Source organism: Stenotrophomonas sp. TWI809 (assembly GCF_039673205.1).
Taxonomy (GTDB): domain Bacteria; phylum Pseudomonadota; class Gammaproteobacteria; order Xanthomonadales; family Xanthomonadaceae; genus Stenotrophomonas.
This window is the reverse complement of the sequence record NZ_JBDJLE010000005.1, coordinates 171,677-184,439: the sequence shown is the minus strand read 5'-3', so window position 1 is coordinate 184,439 and position 12,763 is coordinate 171,677. Positions and strand designations below refer to the sequence as shown.

General features: G+C 67.6%; 8 protein-coding genes. 2 read left to right on the top strand and 6 right to left on the bottom strand.

Going from position 1 to position 12,763, the window contains the following annotated elements; all coding sequences use genetic code 11:
- Positions 1 to 49: 49 nt before the first annotated feature.
- Positions 50 to 955, top strand: coding sequence for an NAD(+) diphosphatase (gene nudC / locus ABE472_RS06130; protein WP_346465887.1), 906 nt, complete (start codon positions 50 to 52; stop codon positions 953 to 955).
- 120 nt (positions 956 to 1,075) lie between these two features.
- On the top strand, positions 1,076 to 1,969 hold the full coding sequence (ampE, locus tag ABE472_RS06125) for a regulatory signaling modulator protein AmpE (protein ID WP_346465886.1): 894 nt from the start codon (positions 1,076 to 1,078) through the stop codon (positions 1,967 to 1,969).
- A gap of 9 nt (positions 1,970 to 1,978) precedes the next feature.
- On the opposite strand, the gene ABE472_RS06120 is transcribed toward ampE, so the two are convergent.
- From ABE472_RS06120 to ABE472_RS06095, 6 genes are all read right to left on the bottom strand, one after another.
- A complete protein-coding gene (locus ABE472_RS06120) occupies positions 1,979 to 2,398 on the bottom strand; it encodes a DUF2752 domain-containing protein (RefSeq protein WP_313211072.1) in 420 nt (139 codons plus the stop codon).
- Positions 2,398 to 2,757, bottom strand: a complete 360-nt coding sequence (locus ABE472_RS06115; protein WP_176987977.1) for a CD225/dispanin family protein — start codon at positions 2,755 to 2,757, stop codon at positions 2,398 to 2,400. The genes ABE472_RS06120 and ABE472_RS06115 overlap by 1 nt, the downstream gene beginning before the upstream one ends.
- A 115-nt stretch (positions 2,758 to 2,872) precedes the next feature.
- Positions 2,873 to 4,762, bottom strand: coding sequence for an MFS transporter (locus ABE472_RS06110; RefSeq protein WP_346465885.1), 1,890 nt, complete (start codon positions 4,760 to 4,762; stop codon positions 2,873 to 2,875).
- A gap of 170 nt (positions 4,763 to 4,932) precedes the next feature.
- A complete protein-coding gene (yccS, locus tag ABE472_RS06105) occupies positions 4,933 to 7,110 on the bottom strand; it encodes a YccS family putative transporter (protein WP_346465884.1) in 2,178 nt (725 codons plus the stop codon).
- A gap of 158 nt (positions 7,111 to 7,268) precedes the next feature.
- A complete protein-coding gene (locus ABE472_RS06100; RefSeq protein ID WP_346465883.1) occupies positions 7,269 to 9,371 on the bottom strand; it encodes a TonB-dependent receptor in 2,103 nt (700 codons plus the stop codon).
- A gap of 242 nt (positions 9,372 to 9,613) precedes the next feature.
- The gene (locus ABE472_RS06095; protein ID WP_346465882.1) at positions 9,614 to 12,739 is read right to left on the bottom strand and encodes an efflux RND transporter permease subunit; all 3,126 of its coding nucleotides are present in this window, start codon (positions 12,737 to 12,739) and stop codon (positions 9,614 to 9,616) included.
- Positions 12,740 to 12,763 lie beyond the last annotated feature (24 nt).

Sequence of the window (12,763 nt, the reverse complement as noted above, 5' to 3'; positions counted from 1 at the left end):
CGGTCGGTTGCCGCTTGCCAGTCCCGCCGAATGTGGGCAGGCTCTTGCGATGTCCAAATTCTCTTCGCAGCTTTCCGGTTTCGCCTTCGTCAGCGAGCCGCTGGAGCGCGCCGATACCCTGCGCGATGACGCCGATGCGTTGTTGCGCCTGTGGCCGGACGCGCGTGTATTGGTGCTCGACCAGGACGGCACGGCGCTGGCCGGCCACGATGGTCAGCCGCTGCCGCTGACCGGCGCGGATCTGGGCGGTGGCCCGGGCACCGCGATCTTCCTCGGCCTGCGCGGCGAGCAGGCGTGGTTCTCGATGGAGGCCGCCGGGCTGTCGGTGACGGCGCCGCAGCGGGTCGACCTGCGCCAGTCCGCCGCGACCTGGTCCATCGCCGATTCCACCGCCTTCTGTTACGCCCGGGGCATGTCCTACTGGCAGTCGCGCACCCGCTTCTGCGGGGTGTGCGGCGGCGCGGTGACCTTCAGCCGCGGTGGCTTCGTGGGCCGGTGTGGCCAGTGCGCCACCGAACACTACCCCCGGGTCGATCCGGCGGTGATCGTGGCCGTGGAGAATCAGGGCCGGCTGCTGCTCGGCCGCCAGGCGAACTGGGCCCCGCGCCGTTATTCGGTGTTGGCCGGCTTCGTCGAGCCGGGTGAGTCCCTGGAGCAGACCGTGGTCCGTGAGGTCTTCGAGGAGAGCCGGGTGCGCGTGCGCGAGTGCCGCTACCTGGGCACCCAGCCATGGCCGTTCCCCGGCGCACTGATGCTGGGCTTCGCCGCCACGGCCGAAGACGACGTGCCTACCGTGAACGGCGAGCTGGAAGATGCGCGCTGGTTTACCGCCGAGGAAGTGGGCGCAGCCCTGGCCCGGGATGTCGAGGATAACGGCGAAGGCATCCGCCTGTCGCCGCCGATCTCGATCTCGCGCAGCCTGATCGAGCACTGGTACCGCCAGCAGATCGCCTGACCGTCGCCTGCCGTTGCCGCAGGCTGAACACGCGGCGCGGTACATTACCAACGGCCCGGGGAATTGCCGGGCCGCAAGGCATAGTAGCGGCGCGTTCCACGTCCCGAGCCGGAGGCTTACATGTTCACCACCCTGGTCGCCGTGCTGGTTGCCTTGGCCCTGGGCCATGTCGCGCCGGGCGTGGCCGTCGCGCTGCGGCGTTTCGGCCTGTACCGGCGCTGGCTGCAGTGGCTGGACCGGCACGCCGCCGAAGACGGGGTCTGGCGCGGCCGCAAGGGCGCCTGGCTGGCGGTGCTGCCGTTCGTGGCAGTGCTGGGCCTGCTCCAGTGGCTGTTCGATGACCGCGTCTACGGCCTGCCGTCGCTGCTGCTGGGCGTGCTGGTGCTGGCGATGTGCTGGGGCCCGCGCGATCTGGACCGCGATGTCGAGGCGGTGATCGACGCCGATGACGCCCACGCCCGCCACCTGGCGATCGCGCAGCTGCAGTCCGCCGGTGGCAGCCTGCAGGAAGACGTCCCCTCGCTGGTCGAAGCCACCGTGCTCAACGCGCTGCGGCGCTGGTTCGCGGTGCTGTTCTGGTTCCTGCTGCTGGGCCCGGTCGGCGCGCTGCTGTATCGCCTGCTCGCCTTGCTGGGGGTTGGCCCGATGCGCTCGCTGGCCAGCGTGGAAGCGGTCGCCGGGGCGCGCGTGGTGCTGTCCTGGCTGGAGTGGCCGGTGGCGCAGCTGATGTCGCTGTCGATGGCGCTGGTCGGCAACTTCGATACCGCGTTCAAGGCCTGGCGCGAAGCGCACGGGAATCAGTGGTCGGCCTCGACACACTTTCTCGGTGCGGTCGCGCGGGCAAGCGTGAGCGCCGAGCTGCGTGAGGACGCGCACGATTACAGTGATGCGGGGATGGTGCCGGTGTGGCGTCGCCTGCCGGAGCTGCGCGATGCGATGAGCCTGGTGTGGCGCATGCTGCTGCTGTGGATGGCGGTGCTGGCGCTGCTGGTGATCGCCGGCTGGGTCACCTAGCCGTCCGGGTCAGCCCGGTGCCAACCAGGTAAACGGCACCCACGGCAGGTTGCGTGCGATCCAGTACGCGGGCAGCAGGATCAGCCAGAAAGCGGGCTTCATCAGCAGCGTGATCAACGGCTGCAGCGCGCGTGGCCGCCAGCCCAATGCCCAGCCGAGCACCAGCGGGGCGATGGCCAGCATCAGCATGGCCAGGGGATTCATCGAAAACGCGGTGGCCACATCGCCGTGGGCCAGCGCGTGCAGTGCACGCGTCAGCCCGCAGCCGATGCAGTAATACCCGGTGACCGCCAGAAAGCTGCACGGCGGGAACGGACTGCTGGCGCTGTTGGGGTCGTAGTGCCGCAGCACCCAGACTCCCGCACCGGCCGCCAGTGCGGCCGGTGGCAACAACGCCAGCAACCAGCGCTTGCCGTGCAGCGCGATCATCAGCTGTTGCTTTCGATCTGCTGCTGGAACTGCTGCATCTGCTCCATGTAACCGTCCACGCCCATGAAGGCCAGCGAGATCACGAACAGCACCACGCCGGCGATCAGGAAGCCGGTGGTGACCCATGCCCAGATCTTGGCGTTCTTGGAAGCACGACGCGCGCCTTCCAGGTCGCCCTGGTTGAGCAGGCCGTTGACCTTGCTGGCGAACACGATCGCGACCACACCGGTGACGATGCCCGGGAAGCTCAGGCACGACAGGCAGCACACGAAGAACGCCAGGATGGTGACGACGATCGACCAGATCAGGTGATTCGGAACGCTGCCCGGGGCGGGCGGCAGGGGGGCGGTGGCATTCATCAGCGAAGCTCCATTTGCTTGGGTGGGTGTATCAGCGCGGGCGAGGTGCCCCGGGCGGTAATCTAACCGATGTACCTGCGTCCATGTATACGGTTACATGCAGGCAGGGCGGGGCTCACGCCTGATCGCCCCGAAGCTGCCTGACCTGCGTTTCCAGCATCGGGGCGGTCGCGGCATCGCCAGGGATCGGCGCGGACGCAACCACCTCGACATGCGCACGGAAGCGGCGGGGCACGCGCATGCGGCCCAACCGCGTGTCGCGGCGGCTCCACATGCTCGACCACATCCCACGCAGCGCCATCGGCACCACCGGTACCGGGCGACGCTCCAGGATCTTCTCCACGCCCGATTTGAACGCGCCCATCTGCCCATCGCGGGTCAACGCGCCCTCGGGGAAGATGCAGACCAGCTCGCCCTCGGCCAGCGCCTTGTCCACCTCATCGAAGGCGGCCTGCATCAGCGCGGGATCTTCGCGTGCGCCGGCGATCGGGATCGCCTTGGCGGTGCGGAAGATCCAGCGCATCACCGGGATGTTGAAGATCTTGTAGTACATGACGAAGCGCACCGGCCGCGGGATCGTCGCCGACAGGATCAGCGCGTCCATGTAGCTGACGTGGTTGCACACGATCAGCGCCGCGCCCTCGTCCGGCACGTGGGTTTCGATCCCGTGCGGGCGCAGCCGGTACAGCGCACGCACCATCACCCAGCTGAGGAAGCGCATCAGGAATTCAGGCACGATCGTGAAGATGTAGATCGACACCACGGCGTTGGCGATCGCCAGCGCCAGGAACAGCTGCGGGATGGTCCAGTCCAGCACGCGCTGGGTCAGCAGGCCAAGACCCGCAGCGAGCACGATGAAGCCGGAGTTCTGGATGTTGAGCGCAGCGAACACGCGTGACATTTCCGACTTGGCCGTGCGGCTCTGGATCAGCGCGAACAACGGCACCACGAAGAAGCCGGTGAACAGGCCGATGCCGATCAGATCGATGATGATGCGCGCGCTGCCCGGCGCCTGCACGAACTGCCAGATCGACAGCCCGGCCACGGCAGCTTCGCCGACGCGGGCGAAGTACAGGTCGAGCATGAAGGCGGTCATGCCGAACGCCCCCAGCGGCACCAGCCCGATTTCCACGGTGCGCCCGGACAGCTTCTCGCACAGCAGCGAACCGGTGCCGGTGCCAAGTGAGAACAGGGCCAGCGCGAAGATGTAGAGCAGGGAGCCACCACCGAGGTTGACCTCGGCATAGGTCGGCAGCTGCGAGGTGAGCATGGTGCCGACGAACCAGAACCAGGACACGCCCAGGATCGCGTTGCGCACGGCTTTCTGCTTCTTGGCCATGCGCAGCACCGCGAGCGACTCGGGCAGCGGGTTCCAGTTGATCTTCAGGTCCGGCGCGCCCGCATCGACCTTGGGGATCATCCGTGCGGTCAGATTGCCCGCGACGGCGAGCACGATCACCGCGGTGGCCGCCACGATCGGCCCATGGCTCCCGGACAGGGCGAAGATCAGGCCGCCGGCGATCATGCCGGTCAGGATCGACAGCGAGGTGCCCATCTCGACCAGGCCGTTGCCGCCGGTCAGTTCCTCGGGCTTGAGGATCGAGGGCAGCACCGAGTACTTCACCGGCCCGAACAGCGTGGACTGCATGCCGGTGCAGAACAGTGCCACCAGCAGCACGGGCATGCTCTCGGTCAGGAAACCGAGTGCGGCCAGCGACATGATCGCGATTTCCATGGTCGTGGTGATCACGATCAGCCGGGATTTCTCCAGCTTCTCCGCGATCTGGCCGGCCAGTGCCGAGAACAGGAAGTACGGCAGGATGAAGATCGCCGGCGCCAGGTTGGTATACAGCGAGCGCTCTTCGATCGGCGTGCCGAGGAAGAACAGCAGCGCGATGATCGCCTGGCGGTAGACGTTGTCGTTGAACGCGCCCAGCGACTGGACGATGAAAAACGGCAGGAAACGGCGTTGCCTGAGCAGAGCGAACTGACTATGGCCGGACATGGAGACTCCTTGCGAACCGGCGCAGCCTAGCATTCTCCCTGTTGGCGCAGCATGGCAGCGCCGCGGAACGGTGCAGGCAGCCCCGTCTTGGGTAGCTCACGACCGTTGGTCGTGAGAACGTTCAATAGGTCGTGAGCCCTTCAACATCCGTATCGACCAACGGTCGATACCTACCGCAGCGTGCGCGCGGCCTCATTGGCGGCGCCCCGCAGCTTGGGCAGCAGGCGCAGCATCAGCCCCATCTGGGTGCGGATCAGCTGCAGCTTGGGGGGCATGTCGTCCGGGATCTGCTCCAGCTGCTCGGCCAGGGCCCGATCGCCCTCGTTGGCGTCTTCAGCCACCGGCTCGCGCCGCTGCAGCGCAGTGGCGATCTGCTGCATCGCCTGTTCGACGCGTTCCCCACCGGACAGCGCCAGTGGATCCTGGCCGTAGCTGTCCAGCTGGGTGCGGTGGGCGCCCAGTGCGGAGAGATGGCCGAGCAGGGTGTTGGACAGCGCCAGGAAGCGGAAGCCGGCATCCAGGTTGCGGCGCACGTGGCCGGGCTCGCGCAGCATGTTCGACAGTGCCGTGGACAGCGCCGCATCGGCGTTGTGCATGTCCCGGCGTGCGATGCGATAGGCCAGATCGTCCTGCATCCCGCTGCCGTACTGGCCCAGTACGGCGTGCAGGTACTTGGCGCAGTTGTCGAGCACACGGGCCATCACCAGGTTCAGGCGCCGGCCCTGCCAGTCGGGCAGGATCAGGAAGGCGGCCGCCGCGGCGATCGCGCAGCCCAGCAGGGTATCCACCAGGCGCGGCCAGATCAGCAGGAAGCCATCGCCGATCAGGTTGAAGCAGGTCAGTGCCATCACCGTGATCGCCGCCGAGGCCACCAGGTAGCGATCGCTGCGGGTGAAGAAGAACAGCAGCGCCGAAAGCAGCGCGATCAGCAGTTCGATGCGCAGGTCCTGGAACAGCTGCATCAGCGCCCAGGTCAGCACCAGGCCGATCAGCGTGCCGGCGATCCGTTGTGCCAGCCGCTGGCGGGTCGCGCCGAAGTGCGGGCGGCACACGAACACGATGGTGAGCAGCACCCACGAGCCGTTCTGTGCGTTGAACAGCCGGATCGCGGCGAACCCGACGATCAGCGCCAGCGCCATGCGCAGGCCGTGCCGGAACAGCACCGAGCCGGGGGTGAGCTGCTGGCGGATGCGCACACCCATCTCGCGCAGGGTATGCGGGTTGGTATCGCGCAGGCGGGTATCGACGTTGTCCAGGGTGGACTCGGACTTCTCGGCCTCGGACAGGCGCCGCTCGATGCTCTGCAGGTTGTGGCCGAGCAGTTCCAGCGAGGCCAGCAGGCGCTGCCACTGCGGGTTGTGCTGGGCACGCAGCCAGGTGATCGAATCGGTCAGGTCGGCCGTGGCCTGCTTGGTGCGCTCGCCGTACTGGAACGGCTGGCGCAGGCGGATCGCCTGGCCGAGGTTGGCGCAGGCCTCACCCTGCAGCGCGAGCAGGCGCTGGCAGCGGTACAGCACGTCGCTGTGGAAGAACGCCTCGGTGAGTGCGCCGTAGGGGTAGTGCGAGGAGCTGGCACGCTCATGGAAGTCCTGCGCCATGTAGTACAGGCGCAGGTACAGGCCGGACTGCACGCCGGGGCGACCGGAGCGGCCAAACCGGGCCAGGATCGCGGTCTTGGCGACGTTCAGCGCTTCGACCACGCGCCGGTTCTGCTCGGCCAGGGCCAGCTGGCGCTTCTGCACGTCGGCATCGCGCACCGGTTCGAACAGATCGGCCTTGAGCTGCAGGTAGCGGCCCAGTTCCAGGTACAGGCGCGCGACCCGCTCGCGCACGGGCCGGTTGGCGAACAGGGCGGTCCACAGGATCGAGAGCAGCGCGTACCAGACCGCACCGGCCAGCAGATGGCTGACCGCGTTGATCGCCTGGGACAGATCGGCCGCGCCGTGCTGCTCCAGCCCGATCATGGTGTAGATGGCCAGCGTCACCGTGGCCTGCGCGATGGAGGCATAGCGCTCGCCGAGCGCGCCGAGCAGGGTCAGCCCGAACGTCGCTGCGGCCAGCGCGGTGATGAACCACCACGGATGCGGGAACAGCACCACGACCGCGGCGGCGGCAGCCACGAAGCACAGCAGTGACAGGGCGACCGATTTGATCCGGCCCCACCAGTTGTCGTCGGTCTCGGCGATCGCGCTGGCGATGATGCCCAGGAATACGCCCGGCAGCGCAGGCAGCTGGTCGAGATACCAGCACAGCCCCATCGCCGCGGACAACGCGATGAACACCCGCAGGCCATAGCTGGCCTTCTCATGCGCCCACAGGCGGCTGACGCGGGTTTCGAACGAAGGCATGGCGACTCGGCGGAAGGCAGGCGGCCATTATTGCCGGAGCGGGGTGAAGGGGGCACCATTACGGGGGTTGGAATGGCGCGCGCAGTGCCGGCCGCTGGCCGGCTCCCGACAATGCCGAGGAGCCGGCCAGCGGCCGGCACGACCCGCATGCATCCGGCTTACATATCGAACCGCACGCTTACCGCGAAGGTGCGCGGCAGGCCGACGCCCGCGTTGGACCAGTACTTCTTGTTGGCCAGGTTCTCCACGCCGGCGCGCCAGGTGACGGGGTGGCCGGCAGCCTGCATGCGGTAGCCGACGCCCGCGTTGACCAGGGTGTAGTCGGGCAGCTTGAGCGTGTTGTCGGCGTCGTAGTAGACGTCACCGTAGTAGCGGGCCAGTGCGTACACGCTCAGGCCCTCGATCTGCGGGATGCTGTAGTCGGCGTGCAGCACGCCCTGCCAGCGGGCGGCGCCGGCGGTGCGGTTGCCTTCCTGGCTGGCGCTGCCCGGGGAGAGTTTGTCGTAGGTCGGGTCCAGCCAGGTCACGCCGCCACCGAGGGTGAAGGCATCGGTCAGGCGCACATCGCCACTGACTTCCACGCCTTCGTAAAGGGTGATGCCGTCCTGCACCAGCAGCTTGCCGGCGGACGTAATCAGGTCGATGTTCGCGCCACGCTCCAATCGGAAGGCGGCAGCATTGGCGCTCCAGCGCGGGTACTCGATCTTGGCGCCCATCTCGTACTGCGTGCTGATGGTGGGGTCGAGCACGTCGCCGGCATTGATGTAATCGCTGCCCACGCGGCTGCCGGCTTCCAGCGATTCGACGTAGCTGGCATACAGCGTCACGGCATCGGCGGGCTTGTACATCAGGGCGTAGGTCGGGGTGACCGGATAGGTGTGGTACGCACCCTTGTTTTCGAAGTCGTTGTAGCGCGCGCCGGCCAGCAGCGACCAGCCATCGGCGAAGCTGACGGTGTCGCTCACGAACACCGCCTGCTGCACGGTCTCGCTGCCGCGGCTGAGCACGCGCGAGCCGACCGCATCATGGCGCAGCGTCGGACGCTGATAGATGTTGCCGCGGCCGAGGGTGTTCCATTCGTACGGACGGTCCCAGCCCAGGCCGGTCTGGTGGGAGACGCCGGCAACGACCTGGTGCGACAGCGGGCCGGTCTGGAAGCGACCCTGCACGATGGCCTGGGCCAGCTTCCACTCGCTCTTGCCGCCGAGCTCGTAGGTGTTGATGTCGTAGTCGCCGCTGACGTCATCGATGTAGGCGAAGATCTTGTTGACGTCGTTCCAGGAGGTGGTCACGCCATAGCTCAGGCTGGCCTTCCAGTCGCTGTTGATCTGCCAGTTCAACGCGGTGGAGAGCAGGCTGGAGCGGGTGTCGTAGTAGCTGCCGTCGATGCTGTTGTCGATGTCGCCGGCCAGCGGGCGCGGCAGCTCGGTCAGGCCGATGAAGTAGTACTGCGGGGATTCGTTGCTGAGATCGCGTGACTGGAACACGCCGTCGAAGGTCCAGGTGAGGCGATCGCTCAGGCGTGCATCCAGCGACAGCGCGCCGACCTTGCGGTTCACCTCGCCGCCGTTGAAGGTCTCGCCCTTCTCCTGGTACGCATTGAAGCGGTAGCCGAACATGTCTTCGTTGCCGAAGCGCCCGCCCACATCGACCTGGCCGCTGACGATACCCGCCTCGCGCCAGCCGAGCTGCGCCGACAGCGTGGTGACCTCGGTCGGCTTCCTGGTCACGTAGTTGACGATGCCGCCGGGCTGGCCGAAGCCATACATGAAGCCACCGGGACCCTTCAGCAGTTCCACCTGCTCCATCACTTCCAGCGGCCACTCGGTGCCCCACGAAGAAACCTGCAGGCCGTTGACGCGGTAGCTGTCGTAGCTGAGGTCGATACCGCGGTTGCGGATCGGCGAGCTCCAGCCGCTGGCGTAGGCGCTGACCTGGGTGACCACGGACGGATCGGTGAGGAAGGCCTCGCCAAGCGAGACCACCTGGCGCTTCTCGATGTCCTCGCGGCCCACCACCGAGATCGCGAAGGGGGTATCGCGCACGGCACGGTCGCCCAGCGCGCCGGTGTCGGTATGGGTGCGTTCGGCGATGACTTTGATCGCATCCAGGTCGGTGGCCGAGCGCGCCCGGACGCCGCCATCCGGGGCGGACTGGGCGTGGGCGGTGCAGGCCGCGGCCAGGGAAAGGGCGAGCAGGGCCGGGCGCAGGGCACGGCGGCCCGGCACCACGGCCGGGAGCGAAGACACAGACTGGCGCATGTTGTGGGGGTCCTCCGCGGGCGGCAGCACACCGTCCGCGATCAGAAGAAGGCGGAAAAGAGGGGGTGGCTGAGTCGTCAGGCGTGCCGCGTCAGCGGCAGCGGGGCATCGCGGGGGGGCAGTGCAGGACCGTGGCTGATGCGAATTGTTCTCTTTTGGGCCGGAAGCGTCAATCCGGCGGCGTGCCGACCCACGGTCGGCACCTGGCTGCATGAACCACGTTCAGTGCAGCCGTGCCGCCGTCACCGTGCGGCCGCGGCGCGCTTCAACGCACGCTTTTCACGACGGCGGGCCCGCCGGGCCGCCCAGCGCTCGCGCAGGCACGAGAAGATCACGTACAGCGCCGGGGTGCTGAGCAGGGTCAGGCTCTGCGAGAACAGCAGGCCGCCGATCATCGCGATGCCCAGCGGGCGGCGCAGTTCGGAACCTTCGCCCAGCCCGATCGCCAGGGGCACCGCGGCCAGGATCGCCACCATGCTGGTCATCATGATCGGACGGAAACGCACGATGCTGGCTTCGCGTGCGGCTTCCAGCGGTGTCTTCCCATGCTCGCGCTGCGCTACCACCGCGAAGTCGATCATCATGATCGCGTTCTTCTTGACGATGCCGATCAGCAGCACCAGCGCGATCATCGAGATCACCGACAGCTCGGTGTTGGTGCCATACAGCGCCAGCAGCGCGCCCACGCCCGCCGCCGGCAGCGTGGACAGGATGGTGACCGGGTGGATCAGGCTTTCATACAGCATGCCCAGCACCAGGTAGACGGTGATGATCGCCGCCATCACCAGGATCAGCATCGCCATCGGGTCCGAATCGAACCCGAACCCGGCGTCCTCGGCCAGGCGGATGTCGCCGGGCATGCGCATGCCATTGACCGTGCTGTCGATGATGGCCTTGGCCTCGCCCATGCTGGTGCCGGGGGCGAGGTTGTAGCTCAGGTCCATCGTCGTGTACTGGTTTTCGTGGGTGATCTGCGAGGGCGCCAACCCCGGCGCCTGCTCGGCGACCGCCGTGATCGGCACCATCTCGCCATTGCCGGCCCGCACGTAGATCTGGTCCAGCGCACCCGGTGTCGCGGTCTGCTCGGGCAGGGCGTTGACCACCACGCTGTACTGGTTGATGTCCGAGTAGATCGTGGAGATCTGGCGCTGGCCGAAGGCGCCGTACAGCGCGCCGTCGATGGCACCGACCGACACCCCCAGGCGCGCGGCCTTGGCGCGGTCGATCACGATGTTCTGGCGCAGGCCGGCGCTGTCCACGTCGGTGCCGACGTCGGCCAGCTTCGGGTTCTTCTTCAGCGCGGCCTGCAGTTTGGGCAGCCACTCCTGCAGCTGGGCCAGGTCGTTGCCCTGCAGCGAGACGCGGTACTGCGCGCCCTGGCTGGCCCCCCCGCCGTCATTGCTGGGCAGATCCTGGATCGCGCGCAGGCGCAGCTGCAGGTCGGGATAGCGGTCGGCCTTGGCGCTCAGGCGCGCCAGGGCCTGCGCGGTGGTTTCGCGGCGGCCGTCCTTGCGTGATTTCAGTTCAACGTTGAACTGCGCGCTGGAGCCCTGCCGGCCACTGCCCAGGCGCACGCCCACGGTCTTCACCGCCGGGTCGGCCATCAGCATGTCGGTGATGCGCCGCTGGCGGTTGACCATGTCGTCGAAGGAGACCGTGGCGCTGGAGTTCGCGCGGCCCCAGATCAGGCCGGTGTCCTGGGGCGGGAACGCGCCCTTCTTCACCGCACCGAACAGGAACACCGTCGCGCCGATCAGCAGCAGCGGGGTCAGCGACAGCAGCAGTGCATGACGCAGCGAGAAGTCGAGCAGCGTCACGTAGATCCGCAGCATGCGGTCGTGGCCGGCGTCGAGCAGGCGGCCGAAGCGGCTGGGTGCACCGGCGTCGGCATGCGCGCTCAGGAAGCGGCTGCACAGCGCCGGGGTGAGGGTCAGCGAGATGATCATCGACACCACGATCGCCGCCACCAGGGTGACGGTGAACTCGCGGAAGAACGCGCCCATCATGCCCTTGGCGAACAGCAGCGGGATGAACACCGCCACCAGCGAGGCGGTGATCGAGACGATGGTGAAGCCGATCTCGCGCGCACCGGTGAGGGCCGCCTGCATGCGCGTCATGCCCTCGTCGAGGTGGCGCATGATGTTCTCGATCACCACGATCGCATCGTCGACCACGAAGCCGATCGCGATCACCAGCGCCAGCAGGCTCAGGTTGTTCAAGGTGAAGCCCAGCACGTACATCACCAGCGCCGCACCGGCCAGCGACAGCGGCACGGTCACCGCCGCGATCAGGGTCGGGGCGAGCCGGCGCAGGAACAGCGCCATGGTCAGCACCACCATCGCCAGCGCGATCAGCAGGGTGATCTGCACTTCATGCAGCGAGGAGCGGATGGTCGGGGTGCGGTCGAAATAGGGGGTGAGCGTGGTGCCCGGTTCCAGGTAGTCGCGCAGGGTGGGAATCTGCGCCTTTACCCGGTCCACGGTTTCCACGATGTTGGCGCCGGCGCGGGTGAACACGTACATCACCACCGCCGGTTTGTGGTTGAACCACGCGGCCTGGTAGGCATCCTGCTGCCCGTCGTAGACGTTGGCGATGTCCTGCAGGCGGATCACGCGGCCGTTGTCGGCGGTCTTGATGACGAGCTGGGCGAAGTCGGCCGCGCGCGCCACCGAGTCGTTGGCGATGATCGCGGTGGTGGTGTTGCCATCGGTGAGGAAGCCGGTCGGCGAGGTCACGTTGGCGGCGCGCACGGCATTGCGCAGGTCATCGGCGGTCAGACCGAGGGCGTTCATCAGGCGCAGGTTGACGTCCACGCGCACGGCCGGCGTCGAAGCACCGGCAATATCCACCGAGGACACGCCGGTGATCTGGCGCAGGCGCTGGGCCAGCAGCGAGTCGGCGACGTTGTAGAGGTCGTCGGCCGACTGCGTTTCCGAGGTCAGCGCGATCGCGATGACCGGGTCATCGTTCGGGTTCGCCTTCTGGAACATCGGCGTGCCCAGCCCGGCGGGCAGGTCGGCCTGGGCCGAGTTGATCGCGGTCTGCACGTCCAGTGCGGCCGAATCGATGTCGCGGTCGCTCTGGAAGATCATGAAGACCAGCGAACTTCCCTCGGAGCTGGACGAACGCATGCGGTCGATGCCCGGCAGCTGGCCGAGGTGGCGTTCCAGCGGCGCGGTCACCGTGGAGGCCATGGTCGTGGCATCCGCGCCGGCCTGGTTGGCGTGCACGAAGATCACCGGGATCTGGATGTTCGGCAGTGCCGACACGCCCAGCTGCAGGTAGCAGATCACGCCGACCACGAACAGGCCAATGGCCAGCAGGGCAGTGCCGATCGGGCGGCGGATGAACGGACCGGAGATGTTCATCGAACGCCTCCGCAACGGCCTGCG

Excerpts from the sequence above, each read along its gene's own strand:
- nudC (WP_346465887.1), top strand. The coding sequence starts at position 50 with ATGTCCAAATTCTCTTCGCAGCTTTCCGGTTTCGCCTTCGTCAGCGAG.
- ampE (WP_346465886.1), top strand. The coding sequence starts at position 1,076 with ATGTTCACCACCCTGGTCGCCGTGCTGGTTGCCTTGGCCCTGGGCCAT.
- ABE472_RS06120 (WP_313211072.1), bottom strand. The coding sequence starts at position 2,398 with ATGATCGCGCTGCACGGCAAGCGCTGGTTGCTGGCGTTGTTGCCACCG.
- ABE472_RS06115 (WP_176987977.1), bottom strand. The coding sequence starts at position 2,757 with ATGAATGCCACCGCCCCCCTGCCGCCCGCCCCGGGCAGCGTTCCGAAT.
- ABE472_RS06110 (WP_346465885.1), bottom strand. The coding sequence starts at position 4,762 with ATGTCCGGCCATAGTCAGTTCGCTCTGCTCAGGCAACGCCGTTTCCTG.
- yccS (WP_346465884.1), bottom strand. The coding sequence starts at position 7,110 with ATGCCTTCGTTCGAAACCCGCGTCAGCCGCCTGTGGGCGCATGAGAAG.
- ABE472_RS06100 (WP_346465883.1), bottom strand. The coding sequence starts at position 9,371 with ATGCGCCAGTCTGTGTCTTCGCTCCCGGCCGTGGTGCCGGGCCGCCGT.
- ABE472_RS06095 (WP_346465882.1), bottom strand. The coding sequence starts at position 12,739 with ATGAACATCTCCGGTCCGTTCATCCGCCGCCCGATCGGCACTGCCCTG.